This is a genomic window from Providencia sp. wls1916, assembly GCF_009706585.1.
GTDB classification, from domain to species: Bacteria; Pseudomonadota; Gammaproteobacteria; order Enterobacterales; family Enterobacteriaceae; genus Providencia; species Providencia lanzhouensis.
In genome coordinates this window covers 293,994-314,959 of record NZ_WLUL01000009.1, presented here as the reverse complement: position 1 = coordinate 314,959, position 20,966 = coordinate 293,994, and the positions used below count along the sequence as shown (strand labels likewise).

Here is a 20,966-nt window from a genome sequence, read left to right as displayed (position 1 = left end):
AGAAAGCAGTAAAGAAATCCGGGAATTTATTCCCGGATTTTTCGTTTTTAGAGAATAAAGAATATAATAAGCAGAAAACTCAATGTTAAATCATTTATATTTTATTTAACATTAAATTCACAATATCAAAAAAGACCAATAATCAGAGTGAAAATTTAATTTTATAATTAAATATCAAGATGGATATTTAAACTAAATTAGCCTGAGTAACTTTACCTAATATATTTTAAATATTATCCGCAAAGTGGAAATTTGACAGAAACCATTGAATGCATTAACGGCTATTTGAAATGAAAAAAGCCATCAAATTATTGATGGCTTTCTGACACAATGAAGAAAATAAATTAAGGTACTATTTTTGTGTGGCGGCTTTCATATTTGCCACAAACGTCGTTAATTTACTGAGCATTTCTTGTGGTTGTTGTAGGTTATTTTCAATGATTTTTACCACAGCAGAACCCGATATTGCCCCCGCAGCGCCATTACGAATCGCTTCAGTCACTTGAGCAGGCTCCGAAATACCAAATCCTTGAAGTGCAGGTGCTGCGCCATATTGGGTTAATTTGCTCACTAAATGAGTTAATGGCATTTGCGCTCGCTGTTCTGTACCAGTGACGCCTGCGCGAGAGAGTAAATACGTATAACCTTGGCTATGTTCTCCAATCTCTTTTAGCAGTGCGTCATCCCCATTTGGTGGACAAATAAAGATTGGGGCGATGCCGTGGGTGATGGCTGATTCACGGAACGGCTTTGATTCACGCATTGGCACATCGGCAACTAAAACGGAATCTACGCCAGCTTGTTGGCAACGTTGATAAAAATAGTCGATCCCATTGGTGAAAACTAAATTAGCATAAACCAATAATCCTATCGGCATATCGGGGTGTTTGGCTCGAATACGCGCTAATAACTCGAAGCATAACGTCGGTGTGATCTCGCTTTTAAAGGCACGTAAATTGGCATTTTGAATTGTGGGACCATCCGCTAAAGGGTCAGAGAAGGGGATGCCAATCTCTAAGGCATCCGCACCTCCTGCAATTAATGCATCGACAATTTTTAAAGAAAGCTCGGCATCAGGGTCACCTAACGTGACAAAGGGAACAAAAGCGCCTTGGTTTTGTTGGTTTAAACGCTGAAAAAGTTGAGTATAACGCGTCATTAGATTTCCCCTTTGCTGGTCAAAATATCATGTACCGTAAAAATGTCTTTATCACCACGACCGGATAAATTGACAATTAACAACTGCTCTTTATTTGGATTTTGCTCTGCCATTTTGAGGGCATACGCTAATGCATGAGATGACTCTAATGCAGGAATAATCCCTTCTTTGCGTGACAGTAATTTAAAGGCGTTTAGCGCTTCATCATCGGTAATCGAAACATATTCAGCACGACCAATACTGTTTAAGTGCGCATGTTGAGGCCCCACTGATGGGAAATCTAACCCTGCTGAAATGGAGTAAGATTCTTCAATCTGCCCTTCAGAGGTTTGCATCATAGGGGATTTCATACCGAAATAAATCCCAACACGACCATGTTTTAACGGTGCACCATGTTGCCCTGATTCAATACCGTGACCGGCAGGCTCAACACCAATTAACCCGACGTTTTCTTCAGGAATAAACGAAGCGAACAGACCGATAGCGTTGGAACCACCACCGATACAGGCGATCACCGCATCCGGTAGGCGACCTTCTTTATCTAAAATTTGCTGTTTTGCTTCATCACCGATCATGCGTTGAAATTCACGTACAATAGTCGGATATGGGTGAGGGCCTGCCGCAGTCCCTAATAAATAGTGTGCGGTTTCATAACTGCCAGACCAGTCTCTTAGCGCTTCATTACAAGCATCTTTTAAGGTTGCAGAGCCGCTATGTACAGGGATCACTTCGGCGCCCATTAGCTTCATACGAAACACGTTTGGAGATTGACGCTCAACGTCTTTTGCACCCATGTAGATGCGGCACTTCATATTTAATAAGGCGCAAGCAAGGGCGGTAGCAACACCATGCTGACCCGCGCCAGTTTCAGCGATAATTTCATTTTTACCCATACGTTTGGCGAGCAATGCTTGACCCAACACCTGGTTGGTTTTGTGTGCGCCACCGTGGAGTAAATCTTCGCGCTTTAAATAAAGCTTCGTTTTGGTACCCGCCGTCAGGTTGCGGCACAGGGTTAATGCGGTTGGACGACCTGCATAATTTTTAAGTAGATCATGGAATTCCGTTAAGAACGCAGGATCATTTTGTGCGTCAATAAAGGCATCTTCTAGCTGGTTCAATGCTGGGATCAAAATTTCTGGGACATATTGCCCACCAAACTCACCGAAATAGGGATCTAATTTGCTCATTATTTATTATCCATTTTAAGTTTATATGTTCAGTATGATTAATATGGCTTTGAGCTAAATCGCCATGCGGGCTGATTTCAATGCATCAAAGACTTGGTTTAATTTTTGTTCGGATTTAATACCCGGTTCGATTTCAATGCCAGAGTTAAAATCAAGCCCATTGCAGACGAGTTGCGCGGCTTGTTGGCAGTTTTCAAGGGTAAGCCCACCAGCCACCATTAGCTTGTGACCGCTATTTGTTGGTATTGATGACCAATCAAAGGTTTTTCCTGTACCGCCAGCGCCGTTATCTAATAGCAGCAAATCAATTAACGTAGGGTCATAATCGGCGATTTGACTATCAGCCATATTCAGCGCTTTCCATATATGGCAATGTGCTGGCAGCATTTCACGTAATTGTGCCATGTAGGTATTATCTTCATCACCATGGAGCTGAACCGCATGTAACGCCAATTGTTGGGCAATATGCGCCACAAAATCCGCGGATTGATTATGGAAAACCCCCACAAATTTAAGTGGTGCAGCATGAATAATCTGCTTTGCTTGTGACAGCGTCACTTTACGAGGGGATTTTTCAGCAAAAATCAGTCCACCAAAATTGGCGCCTGCAGCAAATGCGGCTTTAGCATCTTGCTCACGGGTTAAGCCACACACTTTATGCTCACCAATCAGCAGGTTACGCAGTGCTTTTGGTAAGTCCTCTTGCTCCATCAAGGCGCTACCAATTAAGAAGCCGTTAGCGACATCCGCAAGGCTTTGAATATGTTGATGTTGAAGAATACCTGACTCGCTGATCACCACGGTTCCTGCCGGTAAACGCGGCGCGAGTTGACGCGTACGATTTAAATCGATAGACATATCGCGTAGGTCGCGGTTGTTGATCCCAACCACTTTAGCTTTCAATGTTATCGCACGTTCCAGTTCTTCATCGTTGCTTACCTCAGTGAGAACGCCCATGTTCAGTTGGTGTGCTACATCGGCAAGGGCAAGGTATTGTTCATCATTCAATACGGACAGCATGAGTAAAATAGCATCCGCTTGGTAATAGCGAGCAAGGTAAATCTGATAAGGATCAACGATAAAATCTTTGCACAGAACAGGTTGTTTTACTGTGTTGCTAACAATCGTCAGGTAATCCATCTTACCTTGGAAATATTTTTCGTCAGTCAAGACTGAAATTGCAGAAGCATAAGGGGCATACATGCCCGCAATCACCGCGGGGTCGAAATCTTCACGGATAAGCCCCTTCGATGGAGAGGCTTTTTTGCACTCTAAAATAAATACTGGGCGCTTCGCTTGTAGAGCTGAGTAAAAATTTCGTTGCGCAGGTTGCACTTCAGATTGAAAACTTGCCAGCGGTTGACGTTGTTTGCGCTCCGCTAAATAGGCAAATTTATCATCTACAATCTTTTGTAATACCGTGCCTTTCATCTTAGTGCTCCCTTGCAGCTAGTGCCAGAACGCGGTCAAATGCTTTGCCGCTACGAATAATATTGAGTGCGTGCTCGCTGTTTTCTTTTAAATCTTCGTAACCATTAATACGTAGCAACATGGCGACGTTTGCGGCGACAGCCGCCTCATGAGCCGCTTGACCATGACCTTGTAATAATTGCGTCAGCAGAAAACGGTTTTCATCTGGGGTGCCGCCTTCCAAATCTTTCAATTGATAAGGTGCTAAGCCAAAATCTTCAGCTGTCAGAGTATATTGCTGAATTTCACCATTTTTTAATTCGGCAACATGGGTTGGTGCATGAAGTGAAACTTCATCCATCCCTCCACTATGTACCACAGCTGCACGGGTAAACCCAAGCATTTGCATGGTTTTTGCTACCGGTTCAACCAATGAATCCTGATAGACGCCCACTAAGGCTAACGGTGGGCGAGCTGGGTTAATTAATGGACCCAGTACATTAAATAAAGTACGGGTTTTTAATTGACTACGTACTGGGGCGGCATGGCGGAATCCACTGTGATATTGCGGCGCAAATAAGAAACATAAGCCTAACTCGTCTAATGCATCGCGGGCGCTTTGAGCGCTTAAATCTAAGGCAATGCCAAAGGCGGCGAGCAAGTCCGATGAGCCTGAGCGGCTGGAAACGCTGCGGTTGCCATGTTTTGCGACTTTTATCCCACATTCTGCCGCCACAAATGCGCTGGCAGTGGAGATATTAATACTGTTTGCACCATCTCCTCCTGTGCCGACAATATCACTGAATTGATAGTCAGGGCGTGGGAAAGGTTGGGCATTTTCTAAGCATGCCAATGCAGCACCGGCAATTTCTTGTGGTTGTTCGCCACGCATTTTCATGCTGATCAAGACGGCAGCAAGTTGGGGCTCAGTGAGTTCACCTTGAATAATTGCGTTAAATAAATATTGGCTCTCTTGTTGAGTTAACGCTTGCGCCTTAAATAATTTATCGTAAATGTTTTGCATGATTGGCTCTCTGTGTCCCATTAGTGCGAATGTGATGTTGTTTTGTTGGGGGAAGAAAGCGCCCATGCCACCGTATTTTCTAACAACAATTTTCCTTGGGTGGTTAAGATGGATTCGGGGGGAAACTGGAATCCACACACTCGCTGTTCATCATTGCGTACCGCCATGACCATGCCATTGGATTGTGCGCAAATCGTTAATGATTCAGGGATTTGGCTACCCACTAAAGAGTGATAACGTGCCACTGAAATAGGGTTTTCTAAGCCTGTAAACATAGCTTGTTCATCGTGGGTTGCCATTGATGCTTTGCCATGTAAAATTTCACCCGCAGGGGAAACCGTTCCACCATAAGCTTCAACGATGGCTTGATGCCCTAAGCAGATGCCAATCACTGGAATGGTGCCTATTACTGATTTAAGTACTTCCGGCATACAGCCCGCGTCACTTGGCTTTCCTGGACCCGGTGAAAGGACTAAAATCGCATCATCGAGCTGATTCAGTACGGATAAAACATGCGCCGCATTAACGGTGTTGCGGTAGATCACTACGTGATGACCGCTGGCGCGTAATTGGTCGACCAAGTTGTAGGTGAAGGAGTCGACGTTATCGAGTAGTAAGATATTAGCCATTAAAATAACTCCTCAACTTGGTGGGCTTGGGCAATAGCGCGGATCACTGCGCGGGCTTTATTACGAGTTTCGTCGGCTTCACCTTGTGGAGATGAGTCGAGGACAACGCCGCCGCCAGCTTGAACGGTAGCAATGCCGTTTTCGACATATGCAGAACGAATAACGATGCAGGTATCAAAGTCGCCTTTACCATTAAAGTAACCCACTGCGCCGCCGTAGGAGCCTCTGCGCTCTTTTTCACATTCCGCGATCAGTTGCATCGCTTTGACTTTCGGCGCGCCTGTTAATGTCCCCATATTCATACATGCTTGATACGCATGGAAAACATCTAAATCGCTGCGTAAAGTTCCCACAACATGGGAAACTAAGTGCATGACAAAAGAGTAGCGGTCAACTTTTGTCAGGTTGGCAACATAGCGGCTGCCTGCTTCACAAATTCGCGCTAAATCATTACGTGCTAAGTCTACTAACATAATGTGTTCTGCCAGCTCTTTTTCATCGGTACGCATGGCTAATTCAATGCGACTATCTAAATCTAAGTCGATGTTTCCTTGCGCATTGCGTCCACGAGGGCGGGTACCTGCAATTGGGTAGATTTCCACCACGCGAGTTTGTTTGCTGTATTTCAAGGCGCTCTCTGGTGAAGCGCCAAACAGGGTAAAATCGTTGTCTTGCATATAGAACATGTACGGACTTGGGTTTTGCGCCTTAAGTTTTTGATAGGCAATCAGCGGTTGAGCACATGGCATACTGAATTTGCGTGATGGGACGACTTGGAAAATATCACCGCGGTAGATAGCTTCTTTTAAGGTATTGACGACACGTCCATATTCTTCATCATTTTTATTGATAGTAACGCTGAAGTTGTCTTGTTCACCCAGAGGTAATGCTGGTAAGTAAGGGCGGCACGCAACGATAATTTCGCTGTGACGCTGCTGTACTTGCGCAACAATGTGGGTGTCTGCGGTAAATAACAGGCTTTTTAAACGCGCTGCTTGGTTTTGATGGTCTATCACTAAATAGTGTTCTGCAACGAAAAAGCAGAAATCTGGGCATTGGTTTGTGGCAGTCACTTCCGGTAATGCTTCAAAATTTGCCACTAAGTCATAGGAGAATAATCCGCCCATAAACAGGATTTCTGGTCTTGGGAAATGGGCTTGTGCAATTGCTGGCAATGCGCGTAATACATCCAAGCATGAAGCACTTTTTAAACGGCTATCTTCATCTAATTGGCTTTCTGGTTGAGCAAAGATGACGGTCAGATGGTTTGCGGTTAAATCGCGAGAAATCGCTTTCTCGGCTAATTGTAAATTAATTAAAGGTAATAGAGCTTGACCATTTTCAGTTAACGCTTCAATTTCAACTCGTTGACCAAATGCACGGATGCGTAATGCACTGTCGATGATTAATAAGCTTTGTAAATTGGCTTTGTTGTTGACTTCAGCCGACTCTAGCAGCATGGTAGCGGCTTTATTCTGGCACAGGTGATTAAATAACAACGTAGGATCCGGTTGATAGTTAATTGGGCTATCCAGATGATTAAAATGTGCTAATGTGGTGTTTTGTTTGTTCATTTTGCTGCCTTAAGCTAATTTTAGACGTAAAAAAACCCGCTGGTTGAGGGCGGGTTCGGCACTGAGGCATTAACAATTTATGCGCGTGCGGCTTCCGCCCAATTTGGGAAGTCGCGCCACCAACGATTTGATAAATTGAAAACAGTCATACATGCCTCACTGGATAAACAAATTAAGTTTTAAATGCTTTTGCATACTAATTCTTTTGAATACAACAAATCTTGCGTACTAGTAAACTGGATCGCGCGGTTGATGTCAATAGCTGTTTGTATTTATTTTTAATTTTCGTTAAGTCGAAAAGGGAGAAGGTAACAATATGTCGCAAGATTCGACGCCAATAGTGACTCGCTATGACTTACATAGCCATACGAATGCATCAGATGGAGAATTGCCTCCCGCTGAGTTAGTCGAACGTGCGATAGCAATGGGTGTGAATATTTTATCAATTACGGATCATGATACTTGTGATGGCTTAATTGCTGCCAAAGCGTATCTTGCTGACAATCCACGTCCATTAACATTAGTTAACGGGGTTGAAATATCCACCCTGTGGGAAAATATTGAAATTCATATTGTTGGGCTGAATTTTTCACCGAGCCATCCTACGATGGAAACGTTACTCTCGCAGCAATCACAACGCCGCCTAGACCGTGGGATTGAGATAGGTCGTCGCTTGCAAAAGGCAGGGATTGAGGATGCGTGGGAAAATGCCCAAGCGATTTCAGGTGGCAGCCAGGTTACTCGCGCGCATTTTGCACAGTACATTGTCAAAATTGGCAAAGAGAAAACCATCAATAATGTGTTTAAGCGCTATCTGGCGAAAGGGAAAACCGGCTATGTGCCCGCGCAGTGGTGCAGCATTCAAGAAGCTGTGGATGCTATTCATCAATCTGGCGGTGTCGCGGTGCTGGCGCATCCATCAAAATATCAATTATCGAATAAATGGCTAAGACGCCTGATCGATCACTTTAAAGCTTGCCAAGGGGATGCGATGGAAATTTCTCATTGCCAGCAGCCGGCAAATGAGAAGCGATTTTTAGGAGAGTTGGCACAAGAGGCTAACTTGAAAACTTCTGTTGGGTCAGATTTCCATCGCCCTTGTTCGTGGATTGAGTTAGGACGGAATTTATGGCTTCCTGATGATGAGCAAGCGGTTTGGACCCTCTGGGATAAAGTGAATTGATGGAAAGCTAAAACCTCTTAGTTTGTAAGAATATTACCTAATTCGTTGATGGATCACGGTTTGGGTGTAAAATAGTCTGTATATGAATTATTTTGTTGAGTCACAATATTATTTGATAAAGATATTACTGTGACCGTTTTGTTTTGTAAGCGCCGTTTTGTTTTGTAAGAATAGATAGATAGTGCCATTTTTAGGTCGTTCACCGGATGATGCTGTCGATACTCAACTATAGAGGTCACTATGAGCCAGTTTTTTTATATCCATCCGGACAACCCTCAGGCAAGGCTAATTAGCCAAAGTGTTGAGATCCTGAATAAAGGCGGTGTTGTCGTCTACCCGACAGATTCAGGTTATGCCATTGGTTGTCGTTTAGAAGATAAAAATGCCCTAGAGCGTATTTGTCGTATCCGAAAATTGGATGCGAACCATAACTTTACCTTGATGTGCCGTGATCTATCCGAAATCTCAAATTATGCCCATGTGGATAACACCGTATTTCGTTTAATCAAAAACAATACGCCGGGTAATTACACCTTTATTTTAAAAGCCACCAAAGAAGTGCCTCGTCGTTTGATGAACGAAAAGCGTAAAACTATTGGGTTACGTGTACCATCAAACCCAATTGCCCGCGATTTACTGGAAGCCGTGGGGGAGCCACTTATGTCCACCAGTTTGATTTTACCGGGCGATGATTTTACTCAATCTGATCCAGAAGAAATCCGCGATTTACTGGATAAACAAGTGGATTTAGTGATCCACGGTGGTTACATCGGGCAAAAACCAACCACGGTAATTGATTTTACTGATGACACTCCAGTTGTCGCTCGTGTCGGAACTGGCGACCCAACCCCATTTGAATAAGCCAATCTTCCTTGAAAATTCATTCTTTCAGGGAAGACGATTAGTCATAGGGGATCACAATAAACCTGTGTATAATGCGCAGGTTTTCAAATTCATCACTTTTTGCCGATGACACAAGACTTGTTAATTGAGCGAGGCTTGTTTTAATAGCGCAAGAAGCTATTTGACGCCTGTGAAGGCGACAGCTGAGGATCTCATGAGTTCTAAACCGCAACAAACTGAAAAGCTACAAAAAATTCTTGCCCGTTCAGGGCATGGTTCCCGCCGAGAAATCGAAGGCCTATTGAAAGAAGGCTGCATTAGTGTTGATGGCAAAATGGCAACATTGGGTGATCGTGTTGAAGTCAAAGCCTCCACAAAAATTCGTCTTGATGGTCGTGTCTTAGCGATAAAAGAGCCAGAAAAAGAAATTTGCCGCGTGATGGCATACTACAAACCGGAAGGGGAATTGTGCACGCGCCATGATCCTGAAGGTCGTCCAACGGTATTTAACCGTTTACCAAAACTGACTGGGGCTCGTTGGATTGCTGTAGGGCGTCTAGATGTGAACACCAGTGGTTTATTGTTATTCACAACCGATGGTGAATTAGCTAACCGCTTAATGCACCCAAGCCGTGAAGTGGAACGCGAATACGCAGTACGTGTATTTGGTGAAATCACGGATGCAAAAATTCGTCAGTTAACCACTGGCGTGCAATTAGAAGATGGTCCGGCATCCTTTAAGACTGTGTCGTATCGCGGTGGTGAAGGAATGAACCAATGGTATAACGTCACTTTAACCGAAGGTCGTAACCGTGAAGTTCGTCGTTTATGGGAATCTGTTGGTGTGCAAGTGAGCCGCCTGATCCGTGTTCGCTACGGAGATATTGATTTACCAAAAGGTTTACCACGTGGTGGTTGGACTGAATTAGGTTTAGAGCAAACTAACTATTTAAGAGAGTTAGTTGAACTGGATGTTGAAACAGAAAGTAAAGTGTCTGTTGAGCGCGATCAGCGCCGCATCAAAGCTAACCAAATTCGCCGTGCGGTGAAACGTCACACTCAAGTGGCATCTCGCCCAGCAGCGAAACGCCAAACTTCACGCCCAACGGCTAAGCGCCGCACTCGAATCTAATCGTTTTAACGTTATTCGAATGATTTAAAATGAAGGTTATGGTAATTACCATAGCCTTTTTTTATTTCAATTTAATAGAATAGCGAAATGTTCTGTCATTCTGTTTGGTCATTTCAATAATTCATTCAACTTTGATTTTTCTAAAAATCGATTCATTCTGAATTTTATTTTCGAATAATATAAATAAGTCATCCCAATCTTAAATTATTATTTACTAGGCGTCTTTTTTTGACTAGAAAATGATAAAGTTAAAAAAGGTTGTGTTATTCCACTTATTACTTTTATTTCTTTGTTATTTAGATATTTAAAACTTAAAATACGCCAATATGGAGTTTATAAGGTATCTGTCACATTATGAGGCTTTTATATTGTACAACTCTTCTATCTAAACTATTTTTATCATTATGAAAAAATAAAAGGTTTTAATGTTTATGTTATGTGCAAAGTCGATGAAATATATAGCACTATTGAGTTTCAGCATAACAAGTTGTGATGTTTATCAACCACATATATCTGAAAGTGGGCGGTTCTTTTTTAGTAATGACTCATCGGAAAATTATTCTTTCTTTATTGATAATAAACTGATGGTGATCCCGAAAGCATCAGTGGGTAGTCTGTATTTAAAGCAGGGATTACATTCTATGACAACCGAAGAAGGTCAGCACATTTATTTTATGATTTACCCAGGTAATAAAGGAGGGATATTAAATCCTCAAAAGCATCTTTATTATTCTTACAGCTTTGTATACGGTAATAATGGAATTCCTTCTGTTCATAATCAAACTATACAGGAATTAACTGTTGGTGATTACCAAGTGAAAGGAAGAGTTGAGAGTAGTGATGATATCATTATTGATAATAACGTATTCAACTGTGATTACCCGGTCGGAACGCGGATCCCTGATGAATTAAATTCGCTAACAACAGTCAGCAAAATAAAAACAAAATGTTTTTCTTATTCAGAACTCATTACGGCGATTTCGTCGGATGATAAACAAATGACACAACTGGTTGTGCGTCAAAATGAGCCAGTGCAAAACAATACGGTAAGTTTAACATTTGACTATCCAGTCACACTCCCTGCTTTTGAAGATCAGCAAATTCAGCAGTATGCGGTGAAGGTGAATACGCTGATTCAAGCGTATCGAGGATCCGCTGACCCAGAAAAAAAACAGAACTTTTATAATCAATACCATGTAGCCGTATCGAATATGGCGGAGCGCTATAGCCAATGGGAGACAGGGGATAATTGCCTTGAGGAGCGACAAAAATATTTGCAATTCTTATCACAAACTGCCGCCATTTTTAGTGCTGGGGTTTTAAAACTGGATGTAACACCGAAATAGCTGGTGGCAGCTAACTCGCATGTTACCAAAGGCTACCAGTCAATTCCTTTTTGCGCTTTGATCCCTGCATCAAAAGCATGTTTAACAGGGCGCATTTCTGTCACCGTATCAGCAAACTCTAATAGATCACGGTGGCACCCACGACCTGTAATAATGACGGATTGATTTTCAGGACGGCAACTTAATGCATTCATTACTTCAGCAAGAGGAAGATAATGGTAACTGATCATGTAGGTCAGCTCGTCGAGGATCACCAAGTCATATTGAGGGTCTTGCAATAATTCCACTGCATGTTGCCAAGTTTCAAGGCAAGCTTGTGTGTCAGTCTGCTTGTTTTGCGTTTCCCAAGTAAACCCGGTGGACATCACATAAAAGGGGACGCCGTGAGGCTCTAAAAGATTGCGTTCGCCATTATCCCAGCCACCTTTAATAAACTGGACAACGGCTACTTTTTTGCCATGACCGACAGCACGACAAGCGGTGCCAAATGCTGCCGTCGTTTTTCCTTTTCCATTGCCAGTGAAGACAATCAGGATCCCGCGCTCCAGCTGGGCTGCTTCAATTCGCTCATCCACTTTTTGCTTTAAACGTTGTTGGCGTTCTTCGTGTCGGTCTTGGCTCATAGCTTGCTCCGTTTCGGTCGAGTTTAAGCTTTAATCGGTTTTAAATTAGGCTGAGCGTCTACGCTGGTTCCTGTTTGCTCGGCGCTATCATCACCCATTAAGTATAGATAAGTCGGCATGATATCGGCAGGTGTTTTTAGGGTCATTGGATCTTCACCGGGTGCCGCACCTGCACGCATAGCGGTACGAGTGCGCCCAGGGTTAATACAGTTAATACGTAATCCAGTGCCTTGATACTCATCGGCTAAGACTTGCATTAAACCTTCAGTCGCAAATTTTGAAACGGCATAAACGCCCCAATTAGCGCGTCCTTGTTTACCGACACTTGAACTGGTGAAAATCAGCGATGCGTGTGGGGCTTTTTCTAATAAAGGAAGTAATGCTTGTGTGAGCATAAAGCCGGCATTGACGTTAACTTGCATGACGTCATGCCAGAGCTGAGTCGGTTGTTCACTGATTGGTGCGATATTTCCTAGCAAACCTGCGCTATGTAATACGCCATCCAAGTAAGGGTGTTGTTTGGCAATATCGTCAGCGATAGCTTGGCAAGTTGCCTCTGTTGCAGTCAGTAAATCAATCACATAGGTTTCTACGGATGCACCGGTAGAATTAATAATTTGTTGTTTAACCGCCTCTAATTTTTGCGAGTTACGGCCTAATAAAATGATGGAGGCGCCAAAGCGTGCATACGTTAATGCTGCTTCTTGACCAATCCCGTCAGTAGCACCGGTAATTAAGATAGTTTTACCATTTAAAAGATCTTGTCTAGGCTGATAATGAAGCATAATTTTTCCTATCGTCTTGAGCCGCGTTGAAGGTTATCATCGCGTAGATTGCACGGGAGGGCAATTTACCACATTTGTTTCATGTCTGTGGTTATTGATAACAGTTTTTTTACTGGTTGTTTATGAACAATCATGCGATCATTTTTTTATTAGCGTTAAATATTAGAAGGATCAACTTGTGGAGTATTTCTCTTTGTATGGACTGTTTTTAGCAAAAGTGGTTACCATTGTGGTCGCGATTGCTGTGATTGCAGTATTTGTATTTGGCGTAGGTATGAGACGTCAAGGAAGTAAAGGCGCATTAAAAATTACTGACCTAGGCGAAAATTACCGTGAACGCCAACGTCAAATGCAGCAGATCAAAATGAATGATTCTGAGCAAAAAGCGTGGTCAAAGGCATTTAAAAAGCAGGAAAAAGCCAAGTCTAAAAATGAAAAGGCTGGGGCGAAAATGGGGCAAACTGCCGTCAAAAAGCCTTGCTTATATGTCTTAGACTTTAAAGGCAGTATGGATGCTCGTGAAGTTAGCTCTTTACGTGAGGAAATCAGTGCAATTCTTGCAGTTGCGGATCAGCAAGATGAAGTTTTATTACGTTTAGAAAGCCCTGGTGGTTTAGTCCATGGCTATGGCTTAGCCGCTTCTCAGTTGATGCGATTGAAAGAGAAAAATATTCCGCTAACAATTGCAGTTGATAAGGTTGCGGCAAGCGGCGGCTATATGATGGCGTGTATTGCGAATAAAATCGTTGCGGCACCGTTTTCTATTATAGGCTCTATTGGTGTTGTCGCTCAGGTTCCCAATATTCACCGATTATTGAAAAAGCACGATGTGGATGTGGAGCTGCACACCGCAGGGGAATATAAACGTACACTGACAATGCTCGGTGAAAATACAGAGCAGGGGCGTAAGAAATTTGTTGAAGATCTGAATTCAACTCACGAACTATTTAAAGATTTTGTTCATCAAAATCGCCCATCCCTTGATATTGCAGCGGTGGCAACAGGCGAGTATTGGTATGGAACGCAAGCGCTAGAGAAAGGGCTCGTTGACCAAATTGGTGTTAGTGATGATTTGATCATTAACGCAATCGAAACCAAAGAAATTATCAGCATCCGTTTTGTGATGAGTAAGAAAATGGTCGAGCGTTTTACCAGTAGCGCGGCAGAGAGTGCGGATAAGCTATTATTACGCTGGTGGCAGCGTGGACAAAAGCCGCTTTTATAAAAAAGCCATAATGTTCACTGAATATTCATGACACAATATTTAAGTTGGACTACCCTTAAAAATACCGGCGATAAAAGCCGGTATTTTTTTATATCTATTCTGATTCTTGCAGTCGGTACTTATCAGAAAAGAGGTGCGCCAAATGCTTATACATATTAAAAGCCGCTGGACTTTTTAAGGATGGTATTCCGTTTTCATCAAGGAAGAACTCGCCTTTAAAAACTAAAACACCACGATGTTGCTCGACATTATCCACGAACATGCCATCAAGGTACTCATCGTGGTTTTTGATGATTTCGTTGGCTTTTTCAAGCAGTTCTTGCTTTGAAATAGTTTGAATCTCATTGTTCATAGAATGCCTCTCTTGAAAAAATAATTGGTTGCTTCTAGCATTTTATCAGGTACAGTGTGTGTTTTTCAATGCGGCTAAACTGCATTATGTGGTTAAAATCAGTCAACTAGAGCAATTTGTATGCTTTACAAAATAATGTGACTGATGGATAAAATTCGTTTCGTTACAAATTATTGTGCGAAAAAATATTGATATATTGTGATTCTGTCGCAATATAAAAAAGAGATTCTCATTTTGCGCATTTGAATAGAAAAATGCGCCTTCGTTGATAGTAGGTAAAGGTAAATATGGGTAAAGCTCTTGTTATAGTGGAGTCCCCGGCAAAAGCCAAAACGATCAATAAGTATCTTGGCAGTGGCTACGTTGTAAAAAGCAGCGTTGGTCACATTCGTGATCTGCCGAAAAGCGGCTCTGGTTCACAATCCGGCTCACCAAAGAGTACAGGCTCATCTACCGATAAAGCAAAGACCGACAAAACAAAGAAAGTTAAAAAGGATCCGCAAGAAGCGTTAGTTAAACGCATGGGGATCGACCCTTATCATGGTTGGAAAGCGAATTATCAAATTCTGCCGGGTAAGGAAAAAGTGGTTTCTGAATTAAAAGCGTTAGCCGAAGATGCTGACCACGTCTACCTCGCGACGGACCTTGACCGCGAAGGGGAAGCTATTGCGTGGCATTTACGCGAAGTGATCGGTGGTGATGATTCTCGTTTTAGCCGAGTGGTGTTTAACGAAATCACTAAAAATGCAATTACTCAAGCATTTGAAAGCCCTGGCGAATTGAATATCGACCGTGTTAATGCCCAACAAACTCGTCGCTTTATGGACCGTGTCATGGGTTATATGGTCTCTCCATTATTATGGAAAAAAGTGGCGCGCGGATTATCTGCTGGACGCGTACAGTCCGTCGCAGTAAGACTTATCGTTGAGCGTGAACGTGAAATTAAAGCGTTTGTTCCTGAAGAATATTGGGAACTCCATGCGGATTTAGCGGATAAAAACGCCGTTAACTTGCGTTTAGAAGTGACTTCCCAAGCGGGAAAAGCTTTTAAACCTGTCAATAAAGTCCAAACGGAAGCTGCGGTTAAATTACTGGAAAATGCACGTTATCAAGTGATTGATCGTGAAGATAAACCAACGTCCAGTAAACCAAGCGCACCGTTTATCACGTCGACACTCCAACAAGCGGCGAGCACTCGCTTAAGTTTTGGTGTGAAGAAAACCATGATGATGGCTCAGCGCTTATATGAAGCGGGTTACATCACTTATATGCGTACGGACTCAACGAACTTGAGCCAAGATGCAGTGAACATGGTTCGTGGTTATATTTCTGATAACTTTGGCGCACAGTATTTACCAAAAGATGCCAACGTTTACACCAGTAAAGATAACTCCCAAGAAGCGCACGAAGCTATTCGCCCATCCAGTGTTGATGTATTACCTGATTCACTGAAAGACATGGAAAACGACGCTAAGCGCCTCTACCAGTTAATTTGGAATCAATTTGTTGCGTGTCAAATGACACCAGCAAAATACGACTCCACCACATTAACGGTGAAAGCGGGAGATTTCGAATTAAAAGCCAAAGGTCGTACGTTACGTTTTGATGGTTGGACAAGAGTCATGCCAGCATTGCGTAAAAATGACGAAGATAAAACATTACCTGCGATTCAAGTGGGTGCTGAATTATCATTGCTGGAATTACTACCAAGCCAGCACTTTACTAAGCCACCAGCGCGTTTTAGTGAAGCTTCTTTGGTTAAAGAATTAGAAAAACGTGGTATTGGTCGCCCATCAACGTATGCGGCAATCATTTCAACGATCCAAGATCGTGGCTACGTTAAAGTGGAAAACCGCCGTTTCTATGCGGAAAAAATGGGTGAAATCGTTACAGACCGTTTAGAAGAAAACTTCAACGATCTGATGAACTACGACTTCACTGCTCGCATGGAAAACCAGCTGGACCACGTTGCGAATCATGAAGCAGAGTGGAAAGCGGTGTTGGATGAATTTTTCTCCGATTTCAGCAAACAGCTTGATGTTGCAGAAAAAGATCCGGAAGAAGGCGGTATGCGTACCAACCCAATGGTGATCACCTCGATTATCTGTCCTGACTGTGAACGTCATATGGGAATTCGTACCGCATCTACTGGGGTATTCTTAGGCTGCTCGGGCTATGCACTGCCACCAAAAGAGCGCTGCAAGAAAACCATCAATCTGATCCCTGAAGATGAAGTATTGAACATCCTCGAAGGTGACGATGCAGAAACTAACGCCTTAAGAGCAAAACGTCGTTGTCCAAAATGTGGCACTGCGATGGACAGCTACCTGATTGATAATGGTCGTAAATTACATGTGTGTGGTAACAATCCAGCATGTGAAGGCTATGAAATCGAAGAAGGCGAGTTCCGCATCAAGGGTTACGATGGTCCGGTGATTGAGTGTGATAAATGTGGTTCTGAAATGCACCTGAAAATGGGACGTTTTGGGAAATACATGGGTTGCACCAACGAAGAGTGTAAAAATACCCGCAAGATCTTAAAAAGTGGTGAAATTGCACCACCGAAAGAAGACCCAGTACCACTACCAGAATTACCGTGTGAAAAATCGGATGCTTATTTTGTGTTACGTGATGGTGCAGCTGGCGTATTCCTTGCCGCAAACACCTTCCCGAAATCAAGGGAAACACGTGCGCCATTAGTGGCAGAACTACAACGATTTAAAGACAGATTACCGGCAAAATTGGCGTACTTAGCGGAAGCACCAGCACAAGACGAAGAGGGCAACCCAACAGTGGTTCGTTTTAGCCGCAAGACAAAACAGCAATATGTTTCGTCCGAGAAAGATGGTAAAGCGACGGGGTGGAGTGCTTTTTATGTTGATGGGCAATGGAAACCCAAAGAATAGTTTTTATTCTTCATACTTTGCACCGTAGCGGCGTTGGCTGCACTCGCTAACCCTAGTCACATACTTGTGTATGCTCCTAGGGATTAGCTCGATTGCTGCCTTGCTACAGCACAAATTATTTTGAATAAATCTATTGATTATATTCAGGATGACTCTGGTGCTAGCCACCGCCTTGTTCTAACGCGAACTATTTAGAATAATAGTTTGGAATTCTGTTTAGATCTTCAACGCTAAAGCTGCAATCATTATAAAAGAGCCCTTAGGGCTCTTTTTTTGTTCATAATTCGATAGCTCTCACATAACAAAAGCAGTAATCGCCCATTTTCATTCATTTATTATGCTAACGTTTAGCTTAAGGATAATAATCACGATGAATGACTGGAGGCAGTATGAAGTTCAAATTATGTTTGTTAGCGGCACTATTCACAACTGGTGCAGCGTATGCGGCACAAACTACGGTAGAGCTGAAAGAAGCAACAGCTAAAGGCGAGGGAAAAACCATTGGTGAAGTGGTGATTTCTGAAACTGAATACGGATTACTCTTCACGCCAAAACTATCTGGTTTGCAAGCAGGTGGTGTGCATGGTTTCCATGTGCATGAAAACCCAAGTTGCGAAGCGGGTGAAAAAGACGGTAAAACTGTACCCGCATTAAAAGCGGGTGGACATCTAGATCCAGCTAAAACAGGGGTTCACAAAGGGCCTTATGACAAAACAGGTCACCTCGGAGATTTACCGGGCTTAGTGGTTGATAGCCAAGGTAATGCTACCTACAGCGTGCTAGCGCCAAAATTAAAATCCCTGAAAGATGTCCAAAACCGCGCACTGATGGTGCATGCGGGTGGGGATAATTATTCCGATCATCCAGAAGCGTTGGGCGGTGGTGGGGCAAGAATGGCTTGCGGCATCATTCCTTCGTCATAATTCGCACCGTAGCTGTGTTGGCTACACTCACTAACCCTAGTCACATACTTGTGTATGTTCCTAGGGGATTAGCTCATTTGCCGCCTTGCTACAGCACGAATTATTTAGAAGGAAGTTTCTGGGGTATAATTCGCACCGTATCTGTGTTGGCTACACTTACTAACCCTAGGCACATACTTGTGTATGTTCCTAGGGGTTAGCTCATTTGCCGCCTTGCTACAGCACAAATGATTTAGAAGGAAGTTTCTGGGGTATAATTCGTGTGATAACTGCGTTGGCGTCACTTGGCTACTCGGGTCACATACTTGTGTATGCTCCCCCGAGATATCCGCGTTAGCCGCCTTGTTCTAACGCGAATTATTTAGAAGAAACAGCGATGCTATCGGTCATAAAAAGACTCAAACAGAAAAAGCCTCTTACACAAGAGGCTTTTCAACGTTATCTTACCGATTTAACCAATCACCAAATCTTAATTCGTTTCTCCGGTGCGAGGTACAGGGCGTTATCCTTATCGACGCCGAAGGTGGTGTACCAATCATCAATATTACGGACAACACCATTGGCGCGGAACTGATTTGGGCTGTGTGGATCAGTGAGGATTTTATTGCGCTCGGATTCCTTATTTGACAACTCTTGCCAGGTTCTGGCCCATGAAATAAAGAAACGCTGCAAGCCAGTCATACCATCAATAATCGGAGGCTCGCCATTTGGGTAGTTCTCTTTAGCAAATTGCTTATAAGCGCTTAGCGCGATATTTAAACCGCCTAAATCACCAATATTCTCACCGAGAGTTAATTCACCATTCACTTTTTGACCATCGACAGCAAAGCCATTATATTGATCCACCAACTTGGCAGTTTTCTCTTTAAAATGCGCTTTGGCACTATCGCTCCACCAATTGCGTAGCTGACCTGTACCATCATATAAGCTGCCTTGATCATCAAAACCGTGACCCATTTCATGACCAATTACTGCACCAATCGCACCGTAGTTATAAGCAGGATCCACATTTGGGTCGAAGAATGGAGCTTGCAAAATAGCGGCAGGGAACACAATTTCATTTTGTACTGGATTGAAATATGCATTGATGGTTTGTGGTGTCATGCCCCATTCCCATTTGCGAACAGGCTGACCAATTTTGCTCATGGCATCGTTATATGACCATGCTTCCACTTGCTTAAAGTTATCCATCAATGTGTTCGGTTTCAAATTAATGGTACTAAAATCATTCCATTTATCAGGGTAGCCGACTTTTACCGTAAACTGCTCTAGCTTTTTCAGTGCTTCTTGGCGAGTTTGCTCATCCATCCAATCATTATCTTTCAGACGTGCATTAAAGGTACCGCGCACATAACTGACCAAATCTTGAATTTTCTCTTTAGATTGTGGATTGAAATATTTCTCTACATAAATCTGTCCGAGAGGCTCACCTTGCAGTGAATTGACTGTTTGAAGAGCGCGTTCTTGACGAGTCCGCTGTTTTTCAACGCCATTGAGTTTTTTCGAGTAAAAATCAAAGCGTGCGTCAGATAAGGTTTTGTTTAAATAACTTGCATGATCGTTCACGTACTGGAACGTTAGGTAATCTTTCAGGACTGAAACCGGGGTCTTGGCAAAAATCTGTGCCGTTTTTTCTACCGCCGTATCGTTCTCAACCACCACTTTCGCCAGTTGCTGATCGGTTAACTTCCAGTGCTGAATAAAACTATCCCACGCAAAGCCATCGGTAAATTTCTTCATTTCAGCGAGGGTCATAGGGTGATAATTTTTGATGGTGTCACGGCGAGCTTCTGGGCTCCAATGCACTTCAGCAATGGATTTTTCAAGGTCGAAGATCTGTTGCGCTTTTTTCTTAACGTCTTTTTCGCCAGCTAATTTCAAGATTGTCGCAATATACGCAATGTAGTTTTTGCGGATCTCTTTCATTTGCGGGGTATCGTCAAGGTAGTAATTACGATTAGGTAACCCAAGTCCACCTTGACCAAGATACAGAATATAGGTATCTGGCGCCTTGGCGTCTAAATCTACCCAATAAGAGAGCACGGAGGTATAACCCGGCAGCGTCATCAGACGGCTAATATCATTATGATCTTTGGCTTTTGCAATAGCCGCTAAATCGGATTTGATTGGCGTTAAACCCGCTTTTTCAATGCTAGCTTCATCTAAATAGCTCAAATATAAGTTACGAATATTTTTCTGATTATGATCCAAGCTGCTTTCTGGAGCTTGCTTTAATTCATCGATAATAGCTTGAGTCTGCTTTTCGGTACTTAAATACAAATCCACGAAAGAGTTAATTCGTGGCATGCCCGTTGGGATTTTCGCCTTATTAATCCAATCATGGTTAACATATTGGTAAAAGTCATTACCCGGCACGATGGTGTCTGATAACACGATTTTTTGCTGACCGTAAGATAGCTCTTTCGCTAATAAGTGAGGCGCAAAGGATAGGGTTGATAAACCGACCATCATGGCTAAAACTTTTATACGCATCTAGATAACCTCTCTGTAGTCTAAATAGGATGCTCACCGCAAAAATGGAAATAAAATTCGCATGCTAATTATTCAAGCATAGTCGAAGAAAAAAATAATCTGACTTTGCAATACCTTACTTGGGCGCCGTCTTTTTTTCACAGCAAGATGAAATAATATCATCATACTG

General features: G+C 42.9%; 15 protein-coding genes, 1 pseudogene and 1 other annotated feature. Of the genes and pseudogenes, 7 read left to right on the top strand and 9 right to left on the bottom strand.

Annotation, left to right across the window (positions count from 1 at the left end):
* Positions 1-352: 352 nt before the first annotated feature.
* The 5 genes and pseudogenes from trpA to GKR61_RS04625 form a co-directional block, all read right to left on the bottom strand.
* Positions 353-1,159 (bottom strand): tryptophan synthase subunit alpha, encoded by an 807-nt coding sequence (gene trpA / locus GKR61_RS04650; protein WP_036956532.1) that lies wholly within the window; start codon positions 1,157-1,159, stop codon positions 353-355.
* Positions 1,159-2,349, bottom strand: a complete 1,191-nt coding sequence (trpB, locus tag GKR61_RS04645; protein WP_036956533.1) for a tryptophan synthase subunit beta — start codon at positions 2,347-2,349, stop codon at positions 1,159-1,161. The genes trpA and trpB overlap by 1 nt, the downstream gene beginning before the upstream one ends.
* A 54-nt stretch (positions 2,350-2,403) precedes the next feature.
* Positions 2,404-3,780: a bifunctional indole-3-glycerol-phosphate synthase TrpC/phosphoribosylanthranilate isomerase TrpF gene (trpCF, locus tag GKR61_RS04640; protein ID WP_036956534.1), complete on the bottom strand. Its 1,377-nt coding sequence runs from the start codon at positions 3,778-3,780 to the stop codon at positions 2,404-2,406.
* A gap of 1 nt (position 3,781) precedes the next feature.
* Positions 3,782-5,412 (bottom strand): annotated as a pseudogene (gene trpD, locus GKR61_RS17670) (bifunctional anthranilate synthase glutamate amidotransferase component TrpG/anthranilate phosphoribosyltransferase TrpD).
* The gene (locus GKR61_RS04625) at positions 5,412-6,986 is read right to left on the bottom strand and encodes an anthranilate synthase component 1 (protein ID WP_108478084.1); all 1,575 of its coding nucleotides are present in this window, start codon (positions 6,984-6,986) and stop codon (positions 5,412-5,414) included. The pseudogene trpD and the gene GKR61_RS04625 overlap by 1 nt, the downstream one beginning before the upstream one ends.
* Positions 6,987-7,012: 26 nt before the next feature.
* Positions 7,013-7,114: a sequence feature (Trp leader region), on the bottom strand.
* 188 nt (positions 7,115-7,302) lie between these two features.
* Between GKR61_RS04625 and rnm the strand changes: the two genes are divergently transcribed.
* The 4 genes from rnm (at position 7,303) to GKR61_RS04605 (ending at position 11,490) form a co-directional block, all read left to right on the top strand.
* Entirely contained in the window at positions 7,303-8,169 is an 867-nt protein-coding gene (rnm, locus tag GKR61_RS04620) for an RNase RNM (RefSeq protein WP_154639579.1), read from the top strand.
* Positions 8,170-8,409: 240 nt separating this feature from the next.
* Complete coding sequence (locus GKR61_RS04615) at positions 8,410-9,030, top strand: L-threonylcarbamoyladenylate synthase (RefSeq protein WP_036956539.1); 621 nt, start codon at positions 8,410-8,412, stop codon at positions 9,028-9,030.
* Positions 9,031-9,226: 196 nt separating this feature from the next.
* Complete coding sequence (gene rluB, locus GKR61_RS04610) at positions 9,227-10,144, top strand: 23S rRNA pseudouridine(2605) synthase RluB (protein WP_154639578.1); 918 nt, start codon at positions 9,227-9,229, stop codon at positions 10,142-10,144.
* Between the two features lie 449 nt (positions 10,145-10,593).
* Positions 10,594-11,490 (top strand): hypothetical protein, encoded by an 897-nt coding sequence (locus GKR61_RS04605; RefSeq protein ID WP_230082527.1) that lies wholly within the window; start codon positions 10,594-10,596, stop codon positions 11,488-11,490.
* A 32-nt stretch (positions 11,491-11,522) separates the two neighbouring features.
* Here the strand turns inward: GKR61_RS04605 and cobO are convergent, their stop codons facing one another.
* The gene (cobO, locus tag GKR61_RS04600) at positions 11,523-12,113 is read right to left on the bottom strand and encodes a cob(I)yrinic acid a,c-diamide adenosyltransferase (RefSeq protein WP_036956545.1); all 591 of its coding nucleotides are present in this window, start codon (positions 12,111-12,113) and stop codon (positions 11,523-11,525) included.
* 23 nt (positions 12,114-12,136) lie between these two features.
* Positions 12,137-12,898, bottom strand: coding sequence for a YciK family oxidoreductase (locus GKR61_RS04595; RefSeq protein WP_036956547.1), 762 nt, complete (start codon positions 12,896-12,898; stop codon positions 12,137-12,139).
* A gap of 178 nt (positions 12,899-13,076) precedes the next feature.
* Between GKR61_RS04595 and sohB the strand changes: the two genes are divergently transcribed.
* Entirely contained in the window at positions 13,077-14,123 is a 1,047-nt protein-coding gene (gene sohB / locus GKR61_RS04590; RefSeq protein ID WP_108478087.1) for a protease SohB, read from the top strand.
* 94 nt (positions 14,124-14,217) lie between these two features.
* Here sohB and GKR61_RS04585 read toward each other — a convergent pair whose 3' ends face one another.
* A complete protein-coding gene (locus GKR61_RS04585; RefSeq protein ID WP_036956549.1) occupies positions 14,218-14,475 on the bottom strand; it encodes a DUF2498 family protein in 258 nt (85 codons plus the stop codon).
* A gap of 287 nt (positions 14,476-14,762) precedes the next feature.
* On the opposite strand from GKR61_RS04585, the gene topA reads away from it, so the two are divergent.
* Together topA and sodC are read left to right on the top strand one after the other, a co-directional pair.
* Positions 14,763-17,381 (top strand): type I DNA topoisomerase, encoded by a 2,619-nt coding sequence (gene topA / locus GKR61_RS04580; RefSeq protein WP_154639577.1) that lies wholly within the window; start codon positions 14,763-14,765, stop codon positions 17,379-17,381.
* Positions 17,382-17,770: 389 nt separating this feature from the next.
* Entirely contained in the window at positions 17,771-18,304 is a 534-nt protein-coding gene (gene sodC / locus GKR61_RS04575) for a superoxide dismutase family protein (protein WP_036956551.1), read from the top strand.
* A 459-nt stretch (positions 18,305-18,763) separates the two neighbouring features.
* Here the strand turns inward: sodC and GKR61_RS04570 are convergent, their stop codons facing one another.
* Complete coding sequence (locus tag GKR61_RS04570) at positions 18,764-20,797, bottom strand: M13 family metallopeptidase (RefSeq protein ID WP_036956552.1); 2,034 nt, start codon at positions 20,795-20,797, stop codon at positions 18,764-18,766.
* Positions 20,798-20,966 lie beyond the last annotated feature (169 nt).

Excerpts from the sequence above, each read along its gene's own strand:
- trpCF (WP_036956534.1), bottom strand. The coding sequence starts at position 3,780 with ATGAAAGGCACGGTATTACAAAAGATTGTAGATGATAAATTTGCCTAT.
- GKR61_RS04615 (WP_036956539.1), top strand. The coding sequence starts at position 8,410 with ATGAGCCAGTTTTTTTATATCCATCCGGACAACCCTCAGGCAAGGCTA.
- GKR61_RS04570 (WP_036956552.1), bottom strand. The coding sequence starts at position 20,797 with ATGCGTATAAAAGTTTTAGCCATGATGGTCGGTTTATCAACCCTATCC.
- trpA (WP_036956532.1), bottom strand. The coding sequence starts at position 1,159 with ATGACGCGTTATACTCAACTTTTTCAGCGTTTAAACCAACAAAACCAA.
- GKR61_RS04595 (WP_036956547.1), bottom strand. The coding sequence starts at position 12,898 with ATGCTTCATTATCAGCCTAGACAAGATCTTTTAAATGGTAAAACTATC.
- topA (WP_154639577.1), top strand. The coding sequence starts at position 14,763 with ATGGGTAAAGCTCTTGTTATAGTGGAGTCCCCGGCAAAAGCCAAAACG.
- GKR61_RS04605 (WP_230082527.1), top strand. The coding sequence starts at position 10,594 with ATGAAATATATAGCACTATTGAGTTTCAGCATAACAAGTTGTGATGTT.
- sodC (WP_036956551.1), top strand. The coding sequence starts at position 17,771 with ATGAAGTTCAAATTATGTTTGTTAGCGGCACTATTCACAACTGGTGCA.
- trpB (WP_036956533.1), bottom strand. The coding sequence starts at position 2,349 with ATGAGCAAATTAGATCCCTATTTCGGTGAGTTTGGTGGGCAATATGTC.
- GKR61_RS04625 (WP_108478084.1), bottom strand. The coding sequence starts at position 6,986 with ATGAACAAACAAAACACCACATTAGCACATTTTAATCATCTGGATAGC.
- rnm (WP_154639579.1), top strand. The coding sequence starts at position 7,303 with ATGTCGCAAGATTCGACGCCAATAGTGACTCGCTATGACTTACATAGC.
- cobO (WP_036956545.1), bottom strand. The coding sequence starts at position 12,113 with ATGAGCCAAGACCGACACGAAGAACGCCAACAACGTTTAAAGCAAAAA.
- rluB (WP_154639578.1), top strand. The coding sequence starts at position 9,227 with ATGAGTTCTAAACCGCAACAAACTGAAAAGCTACAAAAAATTCTTGCC.
- GKR61_RS04585 (WP_036956549.1), bottom strand. The coding sequence starts at position 14,475 with ATGAACAATGAGATTCAAACTATTTCAAAGCAAGAACTGCTTGAAAAA.